The 20,180-nt window shown below is 63.7% G+C and carries 20 protein-coding genes; 1 reads left to right on the top strand and 19 read right to left on the bottom strand.

The features are described from left to right. Positions 1–204: 204 nt before the first annotated feature. The 3 genes from Q4G20_RS07580 to Q4G20_RS07570 are packed head-to-tail and all read right to left on the bottom strand — an operon-like array spanning position 205 to position 2,369. Positions 205–747, bottom strand: a complete 543-nt coding sequence (locus Q4G20_RS07580; protein ID WP_303342819.1) for a DUF924 family protein — start codon at positions 745–747, stop codon at positions 205–207. 9 nt (positions 748–756) lie between these two features. Continuing rightward, on the bottom strand, positions 757–1,416 hold the full coding sequence (locus tag Q4G20_RS07575; protein ID WP_303342818.1) for a VOC family protein: 660 nt from the start codon (positions 1,414–1,416) through the stop codon (positions 757–759). A gap of 11 nt (positions 1,417–1,427) precedes the next feature. Further along, on the bottom strand, positions 1,428–2,369 hold the full coding sequence (locus tag Q4G20_RS07570; protein WP_303342817.1) for a ring-cleaving dioxygenase: 942 nt from the start codon (positions 2,367–2,369) through the stop codon (positions 1,428–1,430). Positions 2,370–2,492: 123 nt separating this feature from the next. Here Q4G20_RS07570 and Q4G20_RS07565 point away from each other — a divergent pair, with 123 nt between their 5' ends. Beyond that, positions 2,493–3,401, top strand: a complete 909-nt coding sequence (locus Q4G20_RS07565) for a LysR family transcriptional regulator (protein ID WP_303342816.1) — start codon at positions 2,493–2,495, stop codon at positions 3,399–3,401. A gap of 352 nt (positions 3,402–3,753) precedes the next feature. Here the strand turns inward: Q4G20_RS07565 and Q4G20_RS07560 are convergent, their stop codons facing one another. The 16 genes from Q4G20_RS07560 to phoB form a co-directional block, all read right to left on the bottom strand. Beyond that, positions 3,754–4,506, bottom strand: coding sequence for a LamB/YcsF family protein (locus Q4G20_RS07560; protein ID WP_303342815.1), 753 nt, complete (start codon positions 4,504–4,506; stop codon positions 3,754–3,756). Next, the gene (locus tag Q4G20_RS07555; RefSeq protein WP_303342814.1) at positions 4,503–5,504 is read right to left on the bottom strand and encodes a biotin-dependent carboxyltransferase family protein; all 1,002 of its coding nucleotides are present in this window, start codon (positions 5,502–5,504) and stop codon (positions 4,503–4,505) included. The genes Q4G20_RS07560 and Q4G20_RS07555 overlap by 4 nt, the downstream gene beginning before the upstream one ends. Further along, complete coding sequence (locus Q4G20_RS07550) at positions 5,501–6,205, bottom strand: allophanate hydrolase subunit 1 (RefSeq protein WP_303342813.1); 705 nt, start codon at positions 6,203–6,205, stop codon at positions 5,501–5,503. Before Q4G20_RS07550 ends, Q4G20_RS07555 begins: the two co-directional genes overlap by 4 nt. A 14-nt stretch (positions 6,206–6,219) precedes the next feature. Beyond that, a complete protein-coding gene (locus Q4G20_RS07545) occupies positions 6,220–7,518 on the bottom strand; it encodes an amidase (RefSeq protein WP_303342812.1) in 1,299 nt (432 codons plus the stop codon). An 88-nt stretch (positions 7,519–7,606) separates the two neighbouring features. Next, positions 7,607–8,188 (bottom strand): DUF1190 domain-containing protein, encoded by a 582-nt coding sequence (locus Q4G20_RS07540; RefSeq protein ID WP_303342811.1) that lies wholly within the window; start codon positions 8,186–8,188, stop codon positions 7,607–7,609. A 16-nt stretch (positions 8,189–8,204) separates the two neighbouring features. Beyond that, positions 8,205–9,431, bottom strand: a complete 1,227-nt coding sequence (locus Q4G20_RS07535; protein ID WP_303342810.1) for a glutathionylspermidine synthase family protein — start codon at positions 9,429–9,431, stop codon at positions 8,205–8,207. Positions 9,432–9,506: 75 nt separating this feature from the next. Then, entirely contained in the window at positions 9,507–10,010 is a 504-nt protein-coding gene (locus Q4G20_RS07530; protein WP_303342809.1) for a PEP-CTERM sorting domain-containing protein, read from the bottom strand. Between the two features lie 225 nt (positions 10,011–10,235). Further along, positions 10,236–11,111, bottom strand: coding sequence for a glucose-1-phosphate thymidylyltransferase RfbA (gene rfbA / locus Q4G20_RS07525; protein WP_303342808.1), 876 nt, complete (start codon positions 11,109–11,111; stop codon positions 10,236–10,238). Continuing rightward, positions 11,108–11,956, bottom strand: coding sequence for a dTDP-4-dehydrorhamnose reductase (rfbD, locus tag Q4G20_RS07520; RefSeq protein WP_303342807.1), 849 nt, complete (start codon positions 11,954–11,956; stop codon positions 11,108–11,110). Before rfbD ends, rfbA begins: the two co-directional genes overlap by 4 nt. Beyond that, positions 11,953–12,990, bottom strand: a complete 1,038-nt coding sequence (rfbB, locus tag Q4G20_RS07515) for a dTDP-glucose 4,6-dehydratase (RefSeq protein WP_303342806.1) — start codon at positions 12,988–12,990, stop codon at positions 11,953–11,955. The genes rfbD and rfbB overlap by 4 nt, the downstream gene beginning before the upstream one ends. Continuing rightward, entirely contained in the window at positions 12,987–13,547 is a 561-nt protein-coding gene (gene rfbC / locus Q4G20_RS07510; protein ID WP_303342805.1) for a dTDP-4-dehydrorhamnose 3,5-epimerase, read from the bottom strand. Before rfbC ends, rfbB begins: the two co-directional genes overlap by 4 nt. A 111-nt stretch (positions 13,548–13,658) precedes the next feature. After that, on the bottom strand, positions 13,659–15,083 hold the full coding sequence (locus Q4G20_RS07505; RefSeq protein ID WP_303342804.1) for a hypothetical protein: 1,425 nt from the start codon (positions 15,081–15,083) through the stop codon (positions 13,659–13,661). 15 nt (positions 15,084–15,098) lie between these two features. Continuing rightward, positions 15,099–17,294 (bottom strand): tetratricopeptide repeat protein, encoded by a 2,196-nt coding sequence (locus Q4G20_RS07500; RefSeq protein ID WP_303342803.1) that lies wholly within the window; start codon positions 17,292–17,294, stop codon positions 15,099–15,101. After that, entirely contained in the window at positions 17,291–18,253 is a 963-nt protein-coding gene (locus Q4G20_RS07495; protein ID WP_303342802.1) for a GDP-L-fucose synthase, read from the bottom strand. Before Q4G20_RS07495 ends, Q4G20_RS07500 begins: the two co-directional genes overlap by 4 nt. Then, positions 18,250–19,377: a GDP-mannose 4,6-dehydratase gene (gene gmd, locus Q4G20_RS07490; protein ID WP_303342801.1), complete on the bottom strand. Its 1,128-nt coding sequence runs from the start codon at positions 19,375–19,377 to the stop codon at positions 18,250–18,252. Before gmd ends, Q4G20_RS07495 begins: the two co-directional genes overlap by 4 nt. Positions 19,378–19,474: 97 nt before the next feature. After that, positions 19,475–20,164, bottom strand: coding sequence for a phosphate regulon transcriptional regulator PhoB (gene phoB / locus Q4G20_RS07485; protein WP_303342895.1), 690 nt, complete (start codon positions 20,162–20,164; stop codon positions 19,475–19,477). Between the last annotated feature and the right edge of the window lie 16 nt (positions 20,165–20,180).

Genomic DNA, 20,180 nt, shown 5'->3' with positions numbered 1-20,180 from the left:
GTCTTTGCCCCGTTTATGGCTGTAAACATAGCGTGATTGCGGGGTTGCGTCCAGATCCTGCGGTGGTTTTGCGCGGATGGGCCGCGGGCGCGTCGCCCCCTTGCCCGCCCAAGGGCGGGCGTTCGTCGGGAAAAAGGTCCACTGGACCTTTTTCTGACCCTCCTCACCCCAGAGGATATTTGCACCAAGATGAAAGGAGTGGGGTCAGAAGCCCGGATGGGTTTTCAGGAAGGCGGCTTCGTCCGGGGTGGTGGTGCGGCCCAAGGCGGCGTTGCGATGCGGGAAGCGGCCAAAGCGCGCGATGATGTCGTGGTGGTCGCGCGCAAAGGTCAGAGAGGTCTCCGCACCCAGTGCCTGATAAAGGGCGACGGATTTTTCCTGATCGGCCAGGTCTTCGCTGTGCATAAAGGGCAGGTAGAAAAACGGGCGGCGGTCGTCCGGCTGCATCAGGTCATAGCCGCGTTGCAGCGCGGTGCGCGCGTGTTCCCGTGCGCGGGCGTCGCTGTCAAAGCTGCGGGCCGTGCCGCGAAACAGGTTGCGCGGGAACTGGTCCAGCGTGATGGTCAGCGCAAGCGCGCTGTCGGGGGCGTCGATCCAGTGGTCCAGATCACCGTTATGTGCCGCGCTATGGGTTGCGCTGAATTGGTCCGCGATCTGGCGGTCAAGGTCATCGGATCGCGCAAACCAGAACGGGCGGACGGCATCTGAAAACCAAAAGCTGAGAATATGCGAGGGGGATGCGGTCATGACTGGGCCTTAGTTCGGGTAATGGGTCGCGCCGCCCCACGGGTCGGTTGGCGCGCGCGACAGGTCGGTATTGGTGTTTGCGCTGTGGGGCCGGCAGGGCGTGCGCCGGTGCGGATGGTCGTTCCAGCCATACCATGTTGCGCCATGGGCCTGACCCGTGGGCGTCAGCCCCAGATCACCGATCAGAAAGCCGCGCGCGGGGCTGGGACCGTCGATATGCTGTGCGGCGCTGCAGATGCGGATGTCGTGCGGGGCGCCGGTCCATTGCCCCGCCGCCCGCGCCGCAAGCGCGTTCAGGTTCAGCGCGCGCGATGCGGTGCCCGCGCGGTTGGCCGGGCAACTGATCGTGATGGGGTTGCCTTCGGGATCCGTCACGCTGACTGTCAGCCGGGTGCCGCAATCGCAGGCGTCGGTCAGGGGCAGCCCCACTGACATGGCGTGGTGCAGCCATCGGCCCAGATCATCGCGCGACGGCAGCAGAAAGATGGCCGGAACCCGGTCTCTCCGCGCCGGAGCGTGACGCAGTTCCATCAGCGCCCGACCGCCTGCGCCCATCCGGCGCACGGGGCCGCAATCGTCCAGAACCTGCAACCCAAAGGCGGTTTCATAAAAGGCAACCATTCCCGGCATGTTCCGCACGGTCAGGGCGACGTGGCCGATTGGCGTCATGATGTCGTCCTTTAATCCAGAGGCTTCAGCCGTGCCGTGATGGCGTCGCGTTTGTGTTCCAGAAAGGGGGGCAGAGACAGGGACTGGCCCATCACCTCGCGGGGTTCATCCACGTCAAAGCCCGGCCCGTCGGTGGCCAGTTCAATCAGCACGCCGCCCGGTTCGCGGAAATAGAACGACCGGAAATAGAAGCGGTCCACCTCGCCCGAATTGGGGACGCGAAAGCTGTTGATATGGCGCGCCCATCCGGTCAGCGCGACCGCATCCGGCACGCGAAAGGCCACGTGATGCGCGCCGCCCGCCCCTTGGCGCGCGCGCGGCAGATCGGGCTGCACCGCAACGTGAAATTCGGCCGCCGCGCCCTGCTGCCCCATGCCGAACACATGCACCTGCCCTTGCCCATCCGGGCTGGGATAATCGCGCAGGCGGCGCATATGGGTGATCTGGGTCAGGGCGGTTTCGGTCGGGGCCAGTTCGGGAACCGATATGGTGACCGGTCCCAAGCCCTGAACCTGATGTTCGGCGGGGACGGTGCTGTGGTCCCATGTCTCGCCCAAAGGCTTGGGCGCGGCAATCAGGCGCAGGCGTTGCCCTTCGGGGTCGCGCAGCGAAATGCCCGCGCGTCCGTCCAGCATCGTGATCGCGTCCGCGTCAACGCCGTGATCGCGCAGCCGCGCGGCCCAGAAATCCAGACTGCTTTCCGCGATTCGCAGCCCGGTTTGCGTGATCGCGTTCGTGCCGCGCTGTTCCCGCTCTGTCGGCCAGTCGAAAAAGGTGATGTCGGTTCCCGCCGTCCCCGCACCATCGGCAAAAAACAGGTGATAGGCGGATGTGTCATCCTGATTTACGGTTTTCTTGACCCGCCGCAAGCCCATGATTTCAGTATAAAATCGGTTATTGCCGGCGGCGTCAGCCGTGATGGCGGTCAGATGATGGATGCCGGTTAACTGCACGGGATAGCTCTCTGCCTGAAACGGTGCAATTCTATCACATCGCCGCCGTTCGGATAAGTTGGCCGTTTACGAAACCTGCGTTCGGTGATTGCGAACGGATCGCCGGAGGTGCATAATCGCGCCATGAACTGGACCATATCCGAGATGCAAACCTTTCTGGCGGTGCTGGATGCGGGCAGCATGTCTGCGGCGGCCACGCGGGCGGAATTGTCGAAATCGGTGGTCAGCAAACGCATCAGCGATCTGGAAGCGGCTCTGGGGGTTGCCCTGTTCACGCGCAGCGCCGGACGCATCACCCCCACCGATCAGGCGCGCGCCTTGGCCGACCGGTTGCGCCCCGCTTTGGCCGAGCTGGTCGCCGCGACCGAAGATCTGAACGCCACCACCGAACTGCGCGGACGTCTGGCGCTGAGCGCGCCGCTCAGCCTGGGGATTCGGCATCTGGGGCCGGTGATTGCCGCCTTTGCGCAGGCGCATCCCGAATTGGAACTGGTGCTGGATTATGACGACCGGCCGGTTGATCTGGTGCGGGCGGGCTTTGATCTGGGGGTGCGGGTGGGGCGGCTGCGCGACAGCGGGCTGATGGCGCGGCGGTTATGCGCCGATCCTTTCGCCTTGGTCGCCAGCCCGGATTATCTGGACCGCCACGGCCCGATTATCACCAGCGTCGATTTGCTGCGCCATCAGGCCATCGGGTATCGGAATATGCGGCTGTCCGACCAATGGCCCTTTGGCGCTCAGGTGGCGGTGATGCATACGGGCCGCCTCTCCGCCAATAATGGCGAATCGATGCGTGATCTGGCCATCGGGGGCTTGGGCGTCGCGATGCTGCCGCTGTTTATTGTGGCCGACGCGCTGCGTCAGGGGCAACTGGTCTGGGTGCTGCCCGATATGCCGCAAACGCCCCTGCCAATCAGCCTTGTCTGGCCCCCGATCCGCCCCATGCCGCGCAAAACGCGCCTGCTGATCGACCACATCGCTGCGGCTTTTGCCGATGAACCGGCATGGCAACAGGGGCTGTGGCAGCCGTAAATCCGGCGCCGCCCCTGCCGCTTCTTCTGTGCAAAAATACTCACGGCGAGACGGTGACGCAGGCGGTCGGTCGCGTTGTAAAGCCGGGCCGAGGTCTCGGCTGGCAAAATCCGTGATTCACCGTGGCAACGACATAGCCGCGACGATCCACAACGGCCCGGCGATGCGCGCCGCCGATCCCGCGAAACACAATGCCAGCATGGCCGAACCGCGGCCCCCGGCGTCGGGTCCGTCGGGCCAAATCTTAACGCGGGGGAAAGAGGCATCCCCCGGCCATGCCCGCGCCAAACATCGCGCGTTCAGGGGTCTTTTCATCCGACCGCAGGATTGGCGGCAATCGTCACGGCATCGGTTAAAACCGGCTGACACTGATCCCCGATGCGGTCAGGTGGCTGCGAAGCGCGCGCGCCATGGCGACCGCATCGGGGCTGTCGCCATGCACGCACACGGTGTCGATCCGCGCGGGCAGATGTTTGCCGCTGGCGGTGATGATTGCGCGCGCCCGGATCATCGCGGCAATGCGCGGTCCCGCCTGCGCCGCATCATGCAGCACCGCCTCCGGCAAACGCCGATCCACCAGCGTCGCATCGTCGTTATAGGCGCGGTCGGCGAAAATCTCGGCGGCGAAGGGGGCGGCCAATTCCTCGGCCACGGCCTGTTGCGCGGTTCCGGCCAGCACCACCAGCACAATATCGGGGTCCAGACGCCGCGCGGCAGAGTAACAGGCGCGGGCAATCGTGGCGTCTTCGCTGGCCATATTCGACAACGCGCCATGCAGTTTCAGATGCCGGACCCGCGCGCCTGCCATCCGCGCCATCCCCTGCGCCGCCCCCAATTGATAGGCGGTCAGATTGCCCAATTCTTCAGCCGACAGCGCAATCCGACGCCGCCCAAAGCCCTGCAAATCGGCAAAGCCCGGATGCGCGCCAATCCCCACCCCCCGCGCGACTGCCGCGCGCATGGTCGTGGCCATCACATCGGCATCGCCCGCATGCCAGCCGCAGGCGATATTGGCGGATGTAATCACATCCATCAGCGCCGCATCGTCGCCCATCACCCACGGGCCAAAGGATTCGCCCATATCGGCGTTCAGATCGACCTTCATGTTTCGTCCCCGCGCACCGCGCCGCTGATGAATTGATAGGATAGCAGATTCGGAATATCGCGCGGATCGCGGATCAGAGGTCGGCACCGCCCGCCCGCATCACGCAGCAGCTGCGCATCGGTGCGGTGCAGGGCATCAGCCTCTTCCAGCGTGATCAGGGTCAGCCGCAGTTCCGCGCCAACCGGCGCCTGCGCGGCGCGCGGCAGATCGTCGGGAATGACAGTGCCGATGCGGGGATAGCCGCCGATGGTCTGACATTCGGCCAGCAACACCACCGGCACCCCGTCGCCGGTCATCTGCACATCCCCCGGCCCGATCACGTCTGACGCCAACCCCGCCGCGCGGTCGGTCGTGAACCGGTCGGCGTGATGCAGGGTGATCCCCTGCCGGTTGCCGCGCGTGCGGGCAAAGGTCGCGTTGTGGAACGCGGTTCGGGTGTCGGGCGTGAACAGATCCGTCTGCGGGCCGCAGGTCATGCGCAGCCTGCCGCCGCCGAAACGCAGGGCGGGATCAATGATCCGAGGCGGATCATCGGGCGCGGGGTCGGGCGCACAGGGCAGATCGCCCCCGGTCAGCGCCGCGCCGATGCCGATGGATAAATGCGCGGCGCGGCTGCCCAGCCATTCGGGCGTCGTGATCCCGCCGGCGGGGGTCAGATACCCATAAACGCCGCCCAAGGCCGCGCCGATGGTCAGCACCTGCCCCGGCTGAATCAGGTGGCAGGCGTGCCATGCGACAGGCTGCCCGTCCAGCATCGCCACCATCGGCGCGCCGGTCAGCGCCACCCGCATCGGCTGCGTTACGGCAAAGCGCCCGCCCGCGCCCGCCATCTCGACCCCCGCCAGAGGGGAGGGGGCGCGCAGCAGGGCCGCCGCCTCGATCACCGCCATCCGGTCGGCGCCGCCGCCGCGCGACAGACCCTGCGCGATATGGCCGGGGCGGCCCATATCCTGAACGCTCAGCACGCCATCGGCGCGCAAAATCCGCAGCGCGGTCATCGCAGCACCGTTAATTGCGCGCCGCTCATCGGGTCGGTCAGGGCGGCGATGTCAGACGGGGTGGCCGGGGCCAGACGGATCGCATCGCCCGCGCGCAAGGGCATCGGCGGGTCGCGGTCGGGTGCAAAGCTGCGAAACGCCGTGCGCGCGACATGGTGCCAGCCGGTGGGCGAGGCCGCGCCAAAGATCACCACCTGCCGCACCGCCACGACGACCGCGCCCGCAGGCACCTGCGGCGTCAGCGCGGACAGGCGCGGCAGGTTCCACGCATCGGGCAGCAGCCCGATATAGGGTTGCCCCGGCGCGAACCCAATCGCCAAAACGCGCAGATCCGCACCGCATATCTGGTCAATCGCGGCCTGTTCGGTAACACCCACTTTTGCCGCGACCTGCGCCAGTTGCGGGCCGTCATCCCCGCCGAAACAGGCCGGAATGGTCCAGCGACGCAGCGGTTCCGGCGCGGTCATGGGCCGCCCGTCCACCCGCGCGCGCAGCGCCTCGGTCAATTCCGCACGGCTGACCCGCGCCGCGTCAAACCGGACAAACACCGACACAAGCGCAGGCGCGATTTCCACAACTCCTGCCGGGGGATCGTCGCGCAACGCCGCCGCGACAGCCTGCGCCGCCGTCATCGCGTGGGCGTCGGGCGTCAGGGCAAACCGCACCAGCAGCCCATCCAGCCCCTGCGGCCGAATCTGCACCCCGGCCTGTGTCATTACCCGGCAATCTGGCGCGCGGCCGCGATCAATGCCGCGTCGGTGTTTTTGCGCCCCATCAGCATGGTCATCGACCATGCCGGGACCGCGCCCGGCGTCGGCAGCACAACCGCGCAGGCGTCCAGCATATTCGCAAACGACGCGTTGCGGATAATCGGCGAACTGAGATTCACAAAATCCGCCCGCGCCTGTTCGATCATGGGCGGCAGGGCCATCAGCGCCGGGATCAGCATGGCGTCATATCCCTGCATCATCGTGTCAAATTCGACGGTGAATTGCTGGCGGTGAATTTGCGCGACCTGCAACTGAACGGGGGGCAGAAAGCTGCTGAACTGCAAAATGTCGCGCACGGGGTCCTGCCCCTGTTCCAGCAACGGGTCGCGATAGTCGGCAAAGGACTGGTTCATTTCCTGCGACACAATCGCGGCGGTGATCCAGATCGCCGCGCTCATGGCGTGGCAATCAACGGTGGTCAGGATGTGGCCCGCCGCGCGCAGGCGGTCCAGTTCGGCGTTGAACATGGCCTGAATGTCAGGCGTCAGATTATCGGTCATGGCGCCGTCCGGCACCGCGATGTTCAACCGGGCGGGCGCGTCAGAGGGCGGCCTGTCCATCAGCACCGCCGCGATTCGCTGCAAAATGGCACCGTTACGCGCAATCACACCGGGGCTGTCATAGCTGGCGGCCAGAGGCTGTATCCCATCCGTATCCATCAGCCCCTGACTGAATTTATAGCCCCAAACACCGTTGATCGTGGCCGGAATCCGCGCCGATCCGCCGGTATCGGTGACCAGTGCCGCATCCGTCAGGCCCAGCCCCACAGTCACGCCGGACCCCGAACTGGACCCGCCGGGGATCACGCCCTCCATCAACGCCGAGGACGCCGTGCCATAGGTGTCATTCACCCCCAGACAGGAATAGGCCAGTTCCGACTGCGTATTGCGGCCAAAGGGCAGGGCGCCCGCATCGCGCAACCGCTTGATAATCGCGCAATCATCCCCTGCGGGCGCGCGTTCACGATGCAACAGGACCGACCCCGCGCCGGTGATCTGGCCGGTTTCGTCAAACATATCCTTAATCGCGATCAGGATACCGAACAGGGGCATGTCATCCCCTGCCCGATGACGCGCGGCCAGTTTTTGGGCATCGGCCCGGATGCGGTCGGGGCAGAATTCCACAAAGATCGCGCGCCGCGTGGCGTCGGGCAGGGACTGAACCCGTGAAATGGCGTCATCGACCCGTTTGAGAAAGGCCGTCACGGCATCATCATCGCGGGTAAGGGCAAGGCTGCTGGGCATGATCACATTCTGTCAGTTGGCGCGATTCTATCCTTACCGCATCATAGCTTAACATTCTGTTAAATCGGCATGTTTTTTACCTAAAATCTTAGCTACCGACGCCACGAGACGCGCCGCTGCTGCCGAAACCGCCGCGCGATGCGGCCGTGGCGCGGTTCATGGGCGCCTGTCCGGCGGTTGTGGCGGGGCGGGCAAAGCTCTGGCTGCCCATCTGCGCGCGGCCCGCATTTGACCCGAAATTCGTCGTCCGCGCGGCGTTTGTATATCCGCCCTGCGCGTTGCGATACATGGGCTGCGATGCGGCGGTGCCGGCACCCGCGCGGCCCAACATGCTGCCGATCAGGTAACCCGCCAGCAAGGGCATGAAAATGCTGCCGGATCCGCCCGACGTCGCCTGTTGTTCCGACCCGCAATTGCCGACGCCATGCTGTTCTTCGCAGACGGCCAGACTGTCGTAACGGGGTGCGGCCTCGACATGCAGTTGCTGCACCTCGGCAAAGGCGGTGTCACATTCGGCGGCGGTGAACAGCCCGCCCTGCGCAGCGGCGGCGTGGCAACTGGCCAGATCGGGAAAGGCTTGCGCATCCACCTGTTCGTCGCGGCACCCGGCCAAGGCAAAGGCGCTTGCGCCCAAAATGGTCAAAGCAACGGTGCGGGAACGTTTTTTCATCTGATGTCCTTTCGGGTCAGCCGGAAATAAAGTGCGGCTTGAACCGCGACATGTCTTGGGTGATGCGGCTGCGGTCTTCGCGGATGCCGATCCCGGCGCAGTCATGGCCCACGATCCACGCGCCAATGACCGGGCGGAACCCGTCATAATCGGGCAGCGGGTGATAGGCCTGAACGATGCGCGGGTGGCGGTCGTAATCGGCGCTGCTGGATGCGTCCGTCACGGTGCCGTTTTCCACGATGCTGATGCTGGCGCCTTCGCGGGAAAAAATCGGCTTCACGACATGGCCGCGTGTCAGCGCATCCGCCGCGCGGTCAAAGGCCGCCGCAACCGACGGAATCGGACGCCCGCCCGCGACCAAAGCATCGGCCACATCATCGGCAAAAAACGCGGGCAGCAGGTTCGGATGGCCTTCGAACATCTGCCACAGGACGGGCAGTAAGCCCTTGTTCGACAACACCGATTTCCATGCGGGTTCCAGCATCATGCAGCCCGACCCCGCGATGTGCTGGGCAAAGGGTTCGGTCAGCACATCTTCCCACGGATACAGCTTGAACAGGGTGCCGATCACGCGGTCCTGATCGTCCAGAAACTGCCCCTCATCGCTGATCGCGATCTGGTTCAGGTCGCTGTAATGCGCGCCCATCCCGGCCTCGCGCGCAGCCCAGGCCATGGATTCCACGGTCGCGTAATCTTCGGGCGCGTCGGCGATTGCGGTGAAATGCAGGTCGGTGTTTTGCGGGAACAGTTCGCGAAAGCGTTCGGTTAACGCTTCGTGAATGCCGTTGAACTGGTCGGCATCGGGGGGCAGGTGGCCCGCGGCCATCTGATCTTCCAGCCATTGCCACTGAAACGCCGCGCTTTCATAGAGCGAGGTCGGCGTGTCGGCGTTGTATTCCAACAGCTTAGCCGGGCCGTTGCCGTCATAGACCACATCCATGCGGCCATAGATTTCGGGTTCATTGCGCGCCCAGCTGTCCGCGACCAGATCGTGAAATTCGGGCGGAATCCCCAATTGCGTCAGCAAGGCTTCGCTGCCGATGATCTGTGCGGCAGCCTCGCGCGCCATGGCGTGCAGTTCGGTGGCCGGGGCCTCGATATCGTTTTCGACCTGCGCCAGCGTCAGGCGATAGGCGGATGTTTCATCCCAATAAGGTTCGCCATGCATATGCGCAAAGGTAAACCCCGCCTCGGATGCGATGTCGGCCAGATTGGGACGTTCGGGCAGCGTGATCTTTTCCATGGCGCAAATTTACGGCCTGCCGCGCAAAAGAACCACCCGTAAAAGGGGCCGCCCGCATGGGACGGCCCCCCGATGTCAGCCGTTGCGGCGGCGCAGCGCGACGCCCGCCAGACCCAAGGCCCCCGCCAGCAGCGGCAGCGTTGCGGGCAGCGGAACCGGCGCGGGTTGCGGCGCGTCGGGTTCGACATAGTTCAGCGTCATCGAAAACCCGGTGTAATCCGCCAGAGCCAAGGCCACAAAACGGACGCCCGCCTCGATATGGCCCAGATCAACGGAATGGCCGTGCGACATTGGCGTGTCGGCCTGATCGAACAAGCTGTTGATAATGCGACGCAAATTGTCGGAATGATCGACAATCCGCCACACCTTATAGCCCATGGGGTCAGGTATGGGGGTGTCGGTGTCCAGAGCCGCAAAGCTCAGCGTGTAATTGCCGGACTGGTCAATCACGCGCGACATCAGCGCCATATCGTCATAGGCGACGATCTGCGTTTCGATGTCCACGACCGCCGAATGGGCCGCCGTGGCTGCCATCAGCGCGGCAGCCGCGACGGTGATGGCCTTAAGGTTAACGTGCATAGAGCACCTCTGCATAAAGGAAACATTTACATCCTGTGCGCGAAAAACGAACCAACACACACGCAGGGGGATAGTCCTTTATGCAGGTAAAAATTTCATGAAAATTGGGATATTTTGTTAAACTTTGGTGAGAAATGCGGCCCCGTGGGGCGGATTGCACCGATATGTCTGGGCGAGATGCCGGTTTTCAGGGGCCGGGGCGACATGCGGCCGCCCCGAACCGAATCACGCAGGCAGCAGCCCTGCCAGATAGCGGCCATAATCGTTTTTCTTAAACAGATCGGCCCGCGCGCGCAGGTCATCGGCGCTGATCCAGCCCTGTTCAAAGGCGATTTCTTCGGGGCAGCCGGTCTGCAAACCCTGCCGGTTTTCCAGCGTGCGCACGAAATTCCCGGCATCCAGCAGGCTTTCATGCGTGCCGGTGTCCAGCCATGCGAAACCTCGGCCCATTTTTTCGACCGACAGCGTGCCGTCATGCAGGTAACTTTCCAGCAGGGTGGTGATTTCCAGTTCGCCGCGTTCGGACGGCTGCACCTGTGCCGCGCGTTCCGGCGCGGTGCCGTCCAGAAAATACAGCCCCGTCACGGCGTAATGCGACGGAGGATGTGCCGGTTTTTCAATGATCTGGCGCGCGCGGCCCTGTTCGTCGAAATCCACCACGCCATAGCGTTCGGGGTCGCTGACGCGATAGCCAAAGACCGTGCCGCCATCGGTTTTCTGATCCGCCGCGCGCAGCAAATCCGGCAAGCCATGCCCGAAAAAGATGTTGTCGCCCAAAACCATAGCCGAAGGCGCCCCATCCAGAAAATCGCGCGCCAACAGATAGGCCTGCGCCAGCCCGTCCGGGCTGGGCTGCACGATCCATTCAAACCGCAGCCCCCATTGCGACCCGTCGCCCAGCAGCCGTTGGAATTGGGCCTGATCGTCGGGCGTGGTGATGATCGCGATGTCGCGGATGCCAGCCAGCATCAGAACCGAAATCGGATAGAAAATCATCGGCTTATCATAAAGCGGCAGCAGCTGTTTCGACACGCCCATGGTGATCGGATACAACCGCGTGCCAGAGCCGCCGGCCAGAATGATGCCTTTGCGCTGAGTCATGATGTCACCTTTAATTCCGCCAGCACATCGGCCAGCCCTGTGCGCCAATCGGGGCGCGTTACGCCAAAATCACGTTCAATCGCGCGGCAATCCAGCCGGGAATTCAGCGGTCGTCGCGCCGGGGTGGGGTAATCGGTCGTCGGAATATCGGCCACATCGCAGGTCAGCCCGACCTGCGTCATGATGGTGCGCGCGAACTCGGCCCAGCTGACATCCGGCGCGCCTGCGAAATGGTAAATGCCGCCCGGCGCGCCGTCCCGCATCCGCGCCGCCATTACCAGCAGCGCATCCGCAATCGCCGCCGCCGGGGTTGGCCCGCCGATCTGATCGGCCACCACCGTCAGCCGGTCGCGTTCGGCCCCCAGCCGCAGCATGGTTTTCACGAAATTCTGCCCATGCGCGGAAAAGACCCAAGACGTGCGCAGCACCGCCCATTGCCCGCCCGCGGCCGCAATCCCTTGTTCGCCCTGCAACTTCGTCGCGCCATAGACGCCAAGCGGCGCGGTCGTCGCGGATTCGTCGCGGGGGGTGTCGCCGCTGCCGTCAAACACATAATCGGTCGAGACTGACACAAACGGCACGCCCAGCGTCGCGCAGGCCCGCGCCATGGCGGCGGGCGCGTCGGCATTGACCAGACGCGCGGTGTCGGCGTCCGATTCGGCCCGGTCCACGGCGGTATAGGCGGCGGCGTTGATCACCACCGACGGCTCCGCCTGCAAAATCAGGTCGTGACAGGCGGCGGGGTTGGTCAGGTCCGCGTCGTCTCGGCCCAGAAACTGTGCATCGGGGGCCAGACGCGCCAATTCGCGCGCGACCTGACCCGTTTTGCCAAAGACCAACATCACGCCTGACCCAACCGCTGCCCCACGCCGTCGCGCGACAACAGCGGTTCCCACCAGTCGCGATTGTTCAGATACCATTCCACCGTTTTGCGCAGCCCCTGTTCCACGGTGACCGAGGGACGCCAGCCCAATTCGTCACGAATCCGCGTCGGATCAATGGCATAGCGGCGGTCATGGCCGGGGCGATCCGTGACAAAGGTGATCAGATCCGCATGGGGCGCGCCCGCCGGGTGCAGGTCGTCCATATGCGCGCAGATGGTGCGGACAAGGTCGATGTTCTTGGCTTCATTCTCGCCGCCGATATTGTAGCTGCGGCCCAGCTCACCACGTTCCAGCACGGTCAGCAGCGCGTCGGCGTGATCTTCGACATAGAGCCAGTCGCGGACATTGCCGCCGTCGCCGTAAACCGGGATCGGGCGGCCATGCAGCGCGTTCAGGATCACCACCGGAACCAGTTTCTCCGGGAAGTGGAACGGGCCGTAATTGTTGGAACAATTGGTCAGAACCACCGGCAGGCCATAGGTTTCGTGCCACGCCCGCACCAGATGATCCGACCCGGCCTTGCTGGCGGAATAGGGGCTGCGCGGGTCATAGGGCGTTGTTTCCGTAAACTGACCGGTATCGCCCAAGCTGCCGAACACCTCATCCGTGGAGATGTGGTGGAACCGGAACCCGTCGGGCTTGCCCTGCCGCGTCCAGTAATCGCGCGCCGATTCCAGCATGTTAAACGTGCCGATGACGTTGGTTTCAATGAACGCCGCGGGGCCGTCGATGGATCGGTCCACATGGCTTTCCGCCGCCAGATGCATCACCGCGTCGGGGGCGTGTTGGGCGAAGACGCGATCCAGTGCCGCGCGGTCGCGAATATCCACCTGTTCAAAGGCATAGCCCGGATTATCCGCCACGCTGGCCACATTTTCCAGATTCGCGGCATAGGTCATCGCATCGACATTCACCACCTGATGCCCGCGTAGAATCGCCAGACGCACCACGGCGGACCCGATGAACCCCGCCCCGCCCGTTACCAGAATCTTCATGCCGTTTCCTTATACTCAAAGGGGCTGTGCCAGTCGTCAAAAGCGGGGGCCAGTTGGTCTTTGTCGGACAACAGCGGGTCGGTCACGTCCCAGTCGATGCCCAGCGAATCCCAACGAACCGCGCCGTCGCTGTCGCGATTATAATGCGCAGAACATTTATAAATGATTTCGCTGTCGGGGGTTCGGGTGACAAATCCGTGCAAAAATCCCGCCGGAATCCACAATTGCCGCCCGTTATCATAGGTCAGATCGACGCCGACCCATTGCCCGAATGTCGGGCTGCCCCGGCGCACATCCACGGCCACGTCGTAAATATGCCCGCGCCCGCAGCGCACCAATTTGCCCTGCGCATGGGGTGGCGCCTGATAATGCAGCCCGCGCAGCGTGCCCGCCTGATGCGACATCGAATGGTTGTCCTGCACGAATTCGGGCAGGTTCACCCCGGCATTGGCCAGCGTTGAGCGATTCCAGCTTTCGGAAAAGAAACCGCGCGAATCACCAAAACGTGCCGGCGTCAGAATCACCACGCCGGGCAACGCGGTTTGTTCAATCTGCATAAGGTCACCATTAAAAACAGGGCGTCCTGTGCAGTTTAGCGTTCCGCCCGGCCCGGCTCAACCGGGGACGGGCGGTTATCCGTGATGCGGTGCCAGAAAGCCTCAGTTCGGTCAGGCGATCAGCCACCGGATCAGCCGGTCCGACACATTGGCCGACAGCATGGCCGTGTCCGGGGCCAGATCGTGCTGAATCGACGGGATGCCTTCGGCGGTCAGCACATCGGCAAAGCGCATCATCGCGGCCAGCCCCGCCGGGTTTTTGACGGTGTTATGGGCGGATTTGAAGGTCGCGCGCGCCTGATCGCCCAACAGCCCCCAAATCCACAGCGCCGTGACGCGCCGCGACAGGTCGGGCATGGCCGCGCGGGTGCGGTGCAGGGCGGCGACGGCGGCGCGGCGGGGGTCTTCGCCATCCGATTCGGTGCCGCTGTTGGCCTGATCGCGGAAGGCCTGCCAAAAGGCTTCGGCTTCATCCTCGCGCGACAGCAGATGCATCCACGCCGCAACGGGTTTGCAGCCATCCAGAGCGGCCTCAAGATGCTGGCGCGTCACGCCCCCCGCGCCCGCCTGGCGCAGCGCGTCGAATTGAGCGACCAGCTGGCCTTTGGGCTGAATACCTGACGCGTTCGGCAGCGGCTCGTCCGGGGTCAGGTTGCGCACCAGATGGCTGGCCAGCCTCAGATTCGGGGGGTCCTGGACAAAGAAATCATCGGGTAAAGCGCGCGACATGATAAGCGACACCCAGCCGATATGCGTTTGCAGGCGCGGCACATCGGGGTTGCGCCGGGTGATGTCATCGCAGATCGCACCCGCGCCCGCGCGCGTCAGGTCCAGATAATGCGCGCCCGTCTGATGCGCCAGAATCGACGCAATCGACTGATCGTGGCGGTGATCCTGAAATTCGGGGAAGGGCGCACCGGTTTCATCGGGCTGATCGGTCAGCAGGCGCGGATCGCGGGCCAGTTCAACCCAGCGTTCCAGAAACGCGAAACTGTCGGGCGAAGGCATGTAAATCAGCGGGCAGGCCCCGATCTGCAACGCCTTGCGCATGTCTGGCGTGTCGGCGTCCATCAGGGTGAAGCAGTCACGCTTGGTCAGGTTTTCCTGCACGGTCCAGTTGGTGACAAAGCCGTGGATGAACCGGCGTGGCGTCAGGGCGCACAGTTCGACCGCGGCATGGGGAAAGGCCGGGAATTGATGAAACGACCCCGGTTTGTAACGCCCCGCATCGTTATAGATCACCACATCGTCCGGCCCGACCTCGCGCAGTTTTTGCAGCACGATCCACGGCTTCCACAGCCAATACCCGGCCCCGCGCGGCTGTTCCAGAATGGCGCGGTTTTCGTCCCAGAACGGAGTCGCACGCAAATCCTGTTCCGTCACATGCGTGGCGGTGTCAAAGCCCACCCGCAGCGCCGACTGACAGTAATCATCGGCATTCTGGGCAAAGGGTTCCGCGCCGTTGGAATAGACCAGAAAATGCACCTTCCCCACGCGGGTCAGGCGGTCGGATCGGCGGGCAGTGGATGCGGTCATGGGGGGCTCCTGCGGTCAGGTCCGGCGGTTAAGCCATTGGCTGAATTGAGTTTTATCGGGGTGTTGGTCGGCAAGTCGCGTCAGCAGATCGCGGGCGTCGTCGGGGCGGCCCTGGTGGTCCAGAACGTCCAGCATGGCGCGTGCGACGGGGGGATGTTCGCCCGCCCATTGCAGCGTCCAGGCCAGCCGGTCATGCGCCGCGTCGGTCTGGTCCATATCCAGTTGCAACCGCGCCAAGGCGACCTGACGCCGCCAGTTGATCGGAGCCAGAGCCAGCCCATCGGTCAGCATCTGCGCGGCGTCATGGATGCGCCCGACGGCCTGCGCGGCCTCGGCCCCCAGAAACGACACCGACGGCACCCGCAGCCCCCGCCCGTAGAGAGGCTGCAGCGCATCGGTTGCCCCCTGCGCATCGCCCGCGCGATGCAGAATAAACCCCCGCAGCGCCGCCAGCATCACCATATCGGGGCGCAGCCCGATGGCGTGGTCCACATCGCGCAGCGCGTCGTCCCAGCGGCCTTGCGCTATGCGCATATCCGCGCGGCGTTTCCAGAATATCGCGTTGTCGGGCCGCTCGGTCAAAGCCGCGTCAATGGCGCGCTCGGCGTCGTCGGGCTGGTTCATCCGCAGATGCAGCATCCCGGTCAGGCTGCCGAAATGCGGCTGGCGTTCGGGGCCGAAGCTGTGGCGGGCCAAGGCGTCCAGAGTCGCCTTGATCAGCCCTTGCAGGCGGTCATGCCCGGCATTGTCGCTGCGGGTGAACCACGGCCATTCCCATGTCAAAAGGCGGCAATTCGGCACAATGCCGGGCATCGCGATCACCCCGGCGGCCACCGGCGCGCGCAGATGGCTGCGCACATGGTCGATCGTGTGCTGATTGCCGAAAAAGACTTCGATCACCGGATCGGTGGTCATGAAATTGCCGTCGTGGAAATCTCTGCTGGCACGCAGCAAACCGGCCAGCACATTGATTTCGCCTTCGACGGGTTCGTGCCAGAAGGCGGACGCGATCTGGTCCAGACCCTCGGCCCGGCGGCCCAGCATCAGCAAAGACAGCCCGTGAAAGAACTGAATCTGCGCATAGCTGCGTTGATAATAGACATAGCCGCGCTGAATTTGCGCGAACAGGTCGCAGACCTCTTGCCACCGGCCCTGATGATACAATTCCCGCGCCGTCCGCGCATAGACAAAGGAAATGTTCAGCCCGTTGTCGATATGAAACCGGGCGGTGTCGATGAACTGATCCGTCCGCCCGGTCGTGGTCAGATGCTGATGGGCATGGGCCAGATACTGCCCGATTTCGCCGGAATTGGCGAATATTTCGGGCTGATGGCGCAGCCGGTCCGACAACAGATCCAGTGCCGCATGGCGATCCTGCGGCGGCAGGCGTTTTTCAATATCGAAAAACACCCCCCCGCCCAGCGTCGCCGCCGTGGAACTGAACGCCGATGACGGAGGCGCCACGATTTCATCAGCCTGCGCCATGGCGAACAGTTCTGTCGCGTCGCGTTGCAGAGGCGTCAGGCCGGGGTCCACCCGCAGCGCGTCCAGCGTCATCAGCGTCGGAAACATCTTCGTATAGCGGTCCAGAACGGCGCGGTTGTCGCTGAACAAAATCGTCCGCGCGGCATTATCGACATTGCGGCGGATGTCGGTTTCGAAAAACTCGTCGGGGGTGAATTTGTTGGGCCAGGCGCGGTTGGTCGCGCGCATATCTGCCGTCAGATCGCCGCGCCGGATGTGATAGGCGACCAGCCGCCGCCCGTCGCGCAACTGCCCGCGCAGATCGTCCAGACAGGCGGCCAGACGGTCGTTGAGCGGCAGACGCGCCGCCTCTTGCCCCAGCAGAGCGCGGCATTCCTCGGGGTTTTCAAAGGGCAGGTTGATCGCGCCAAAGGGGTGGTCGATCAACAGGTGATGGCCGCTGTTCAGATGGGCGCGCAGCGCGTCGGCGGTGTCATTGGTGACTGCGTTCAGCGCGACCGCCTGCGCGCGCATGGCCTGAAACTGATCCTTGCTGATGAAATGGTCGCGGATAAAATCGGCACGGAACAGGTCGGACCCGTCGCCCATCCCGTCGCTGTCGCGCCAATAGACCACGAAATCCATGCCGTGACTGCGCGCTATGCGCAGCGTGTTCAACAGCGCAATCAGCCGCCCCCCCAGCCGGTCCGATCGGAACGCAATCAGTTTTCCCGACCCGGTCGTCATTCCGCGATGTGTTGCGTAAACCACTGATAGGTTTGCGCGATGCCCGTGGCCAGATCAAGTTGCGGCGCCCAGCCCAAGGCGCGCAGCCGGTCAGAGGCCATGACTTTGCGCGGGGTGCCGTCGGGCCGCGCGGGGTCGGTGTCGATCACGCCCTGAAACCCCGTGACCTGCGCCACCATCTGAGCCAGTTCCAGAATGGTGACCTCGGATCCGCTGCCGGCGTTCAGATGCGACTGCATGGGCTGCGTCTGCGCGTCATAGACATCGCGCGGCAAATCCAGCACGAACAGCGCCGCGCGCGCCATATCATCGACATGCAGAAATTCGCGCAGAGGCGTGCCGCTGCCCCAGATGGTAACGCGATCCGCGCCCTGCTGCGTGGCCTGATGAAAGCGCCGGATCATCGCGGGCAGCACATGGCTGTGTTCGGGATGGAAATTATCGCCCGGCCCATACAGATTGCACGGCATCAGCGACCGATAATCGGTGCCGTGCTGGCGGTTATAGCTTTCGCACAGCTTGATCGCAGCGATCTTGGCAATGGCATAGGGTTCGTTTGTCGGCTCCAGCAGGCCGGTCAACAGCGCGGATTCATCAATCGGCTGATCGGCATTGCGCGGGTAAATGCAGCTTGAGCCTAATTGCAGCAGCCGCCCCACGCCGCTGCGCCACGCCGCGTCGATCACATTCGCCGCGATCATGGTGTTTTGCCAGATGAAATCGGCGGGCAGGGTGTTGTTGGCGTGAATCCCGCCCACGCGGGCGGCGGCCAGAATGATCTGATCGGGGCGCTGATCGTCCATAAAGGCGCGCACCGCCGCCTGATCGGTCAGGTCCAGTTCGGCACGGCTGCGGGTGATCAGGTGCAGATCCTCGCCCGCTGCCGCGCGCTGTTGCAGTTGACGCAGGATCGCGCTGCCGACCATGCCCCGATGGCCGGCGACAAAGATGCGGGTCATGCCTGCCCCTCGTGATAGACGGGGATGTCAAAGCCATGCTGGCGCAACAGCGCGTGGCGGCGGGCGATGTTCAGATCCTCGACCACCATTTCGGCGCACATTTCTTGCGGCGTGATTTCGGGAACCCAGCCCAGCTCATCGCGCGCGCGGGTGGCGTCGCCCAGAAGGCTGTCCACCTCGGCCGGGCGGAAATAGCGGGGGTCGATGCGCAGAATGGTCATGCCGGGTTTGATATGCGGGGCCAGATCGCCATCGACCTGTTCGACAACGCCGATTTCATCCACGCCGCTGCCTTCAAACCGCAAGGTGACGCCCAATTCCGAGGCGGCCCATTGGATGAACTGGCGCACGGAATATTGCTGCCCCGTGGCAATCACGAAATCGCGCGCCTGATCCTGTTGCAGCATCATCCACTGCATCCGCACATAATCGCGGGCATGGCCCCAGTCGCGCAGACTGTCCAGATTGCCCATATACAGGCAATCTTCCAGCCCATAGGCGATGTTGGCCATCCCGCGCGTGATTTTGCGCGTCACAAAGGTTTCGCCCCGGCGCGGCGATTCATGGTTAAATAAAATGCCGTTGCAGCCGTAAATGCCATAGGATTCACGATAATTCACCGTGATCCAATAGGCATACATCTTTGCCACAGCATAGGGCGAACGCGGGTAAAACGGCGTTGTTTCGCGCTGCGGGGTTTCCTGAACCAAGCCATAGAGTTCCGACGTGGACGCCTGATAAAACCGCGTGGTCTGGTCCAGTTTCAGAAAGCGGATCGCCTCCAGCAGGCGCAGCGTGCCGATGGCGTCCACGTTTGCGGTGTATTCCGGCGTTTCAAAGCTGACGGCGACATGGGATTGCGCGCCCAGGTTATAGACTTCGTCCGGGCGCACCTGTTCCATGATCCGCATGACCGATGACGTGTCGGTCAGGTCGCCATAATGCAGGAACATCTGCGGATTGGTGGCGTGGGGGTCTTGGTAAATGTGGTCGATGCGCTGCGTGTTCAGCGATGATGACCGCCGCTTGATGCCATGCACCTCATATCCTTTGGCCAGCAGCAATTCGGCCAGATAGCTGCCATCCTGTCCGGTGATACCTGTGATAAGGGCGCGTTTGGTCATAGCGGTTGCCTGTGTAACGGTCGGATTCACCGCGCTTTTAGGGCAGGCGACGGGGAATTGCTACATGGCGGGCGCAGGAAAATGCAGTTTCTGAAAATCAGCCCAAGGCGTAGCCCGTGCCGCGAACCGTGCGGACGGGATCATCGCCGCCCTCTTTGGTCAGGGCTTTGCGCAGACGGCCGACATGCACGTCGATGGTGCGGGTGTCGATGTAAATGTCGCGCCCCCAGACCCGGTCCAGCAGCTGTTCGCGCGTCCAGACCCGGCCCGGTTTTTCCATCAGCGTGGACAGCAGACGAAATTCGGTCGGTCCCAGATGCAGATGTTTGCCGCCCCGGAACACGCGATGTTCGGACGCGTCCAGAATGATGTCGCGAAAGCTAAGCCGTTCGCCCAGCGAAGCCGGGCGGGTGCGGCGCAGTTGCGTGCGCAACCGCGCCATCAGTTCCACCACAGAATAGGGCTTGACGACGTAATCATCCGCCCCGGTTTCCAGACCGCGGACGCGGTCCACCTCTTCGCTGCGGGCGGACAGCATGACAACCGGGATGTCGCGCGTGGCCATATCGGCTTTGACCTGACGGCAGACCTCGATGCCCGACACTTTGGGCAGCATCCAGTCCAACACGATCAGAGCCGGCATTTCCTCGCGCACCAGCAACAGTGCATCTTCGCCATTATCAGCCGAAATGACGGTAAATCCTTCGGCTTCAAGGTTGTATTGAAGAACTTCACGCTGGGCGTTTTCATCCTCGACCAACAAAACGCAGGGGGCTCGTTCGGTCATCATGCTCTCCTTTGGC

It is taken from the genome of Paracoccus sp. (in: a-proteobacteria) (assembly GCF_030538495.1).
In the GTDB taxonomy this organism is placed as follows: Bacteria; Pseudomonadota; Alphaproteobacteria; order Rhodobacterales; family Rhodobacteraceae; genus Paracoccus.
The sequence above is the reverse complement of the archived record's forward strand: the minus strand, read 5'-3'. Positions and strand labels throughout refer to the sequence as shown.

What these genes read in the sequence shown, in the direction of transcription:
- Q4G20_RS07535 (WP_303342810.1), bottom strand. Translation starts at nt 9,431, where the DNA reads ATGGAAAAGATCACGCTGCCCGAACGTCCCAATCTGGCCGACATCGCA.
- rfbC (WP_303342805.1), bottom strand. Translation starts at nt 13,547, where the DNA reads ATGCAGATTGAACAAACCGCGTTGCCCGGCGTGGTGATTCTGACGCCG.
- Q4G20_RS07540 (WP_303342811.1), bottom strand. Translation starts at nt 8,188, where the DNA reads ATGAAAAAACGTTCCCGCACCGTTGCTTTGACCATTTTGGGCGCAAGC.
- Q4G20_RS07565 (WP_303342816.1), top strand. Translation starts at nt 2,493, where the DNA reads ATGAACTGGACCATATCCGAGATGCAAACCTTTCTGGCGGTGCTGGAT.
- Q4G20_RS07555 (WP_303342814.1), bottom strand. Translation starts at nt 5,504, where the DNA reads ATGACCGCGCTGCGGATTTTGCGCGCCGATGGCGTGCTGAGCGTTCAG.
- Q4G20_RS07495 (WP_303342802.1), bottom strand. Translation starts at nt 18,253, where the DNA reads ATGACCCGCATCTTTGTCGCCGGCCATCGGGGCATGGTCGGCAGCGCG.
- Q4G20_RS07580 (WP_303342819.1), bottom strand. Translation starts at nt 747, where the DNA reads ATGACCGCATCCCCCTCGCATATTCTCAGCTTTTGGTTTTCAGATGCC.
- rfbA (WP_303342808.1), bottom strand. Translation starts at nt 11,111, where the DNA reads ATGACTCAGCGCAAAGGCATCATTCTGGCCGGCGGCTCTGGCACGCGG.
- Q4G20_RS07545 (WP_303342812.1), bottom strand. Translation starts at nt 7,518, where the DNA reads ATGCCCAGCAGCCTTGCCCTTACCCGCGATGATGATGCCGTGACGGCC.
- rfbB (WP_303342806.1), bottom strand. Translation starts at nt 12,990, where the DNA reads ATGAAGATTCTGGTAACGGGCGGGGCGGGGTTCATCGGGTCCGCCGTG.
- Q4G20_RS07560 (WP_303342815.1), bottom strand. Translation starts at nt 4,506, where the DNA reads ATGAAGGTCGATCTGAACGCCGATATGGGCGAATCCTTTGGCCCGTGG.
- Q4G20_RS07530 (WP_303342809.1), bottom strand. Translation starts at nt 10,010, where the DNA reads ATGCACGTTAACCTTAAGGCCATCACCGTCGCGGCTGCCGCGCTGATG.
- Q4G20_RS07500 (WP_303342803.1), bottom strand. Translation starts at nt 17,294, where the DNA reads ATGACGACCGGGTCGGGAAAACTGATTGCGTTCCGATCGGACCGGCTG.
- gmd (WP_303342801.1), bottom strand. Translation starts at nt 19,377, where the DNA reads ATGACCAAACGCGCCCTTATCACAGGTATCACCGGACAGGATGGCAGC.
- Q4G20_RS07505 (WP_303342804.1), bottom strand. Translation starts at nt 15,083, where the DNA reads ATGACCGCATCCACTGCCCGCCGATCCGACCGCCTGACCCGCGTGGGG.
- Q4G20_RS07575 (WP_303342818.1), bottom strand. Translation starts at nt 1,416, where the DNA reads ATGACGCCAATCGGCCACGTCGCCCTGACCGTGCGGAACATGCCGGGA.
- phoB (WP_303342895.1), bottom strand. Translation starts at nt 20,164, where the DNA reads ATGACCGAACGAGCCCCCTGCGTTTTGTTGGTCGAGGATGAAAACGCC.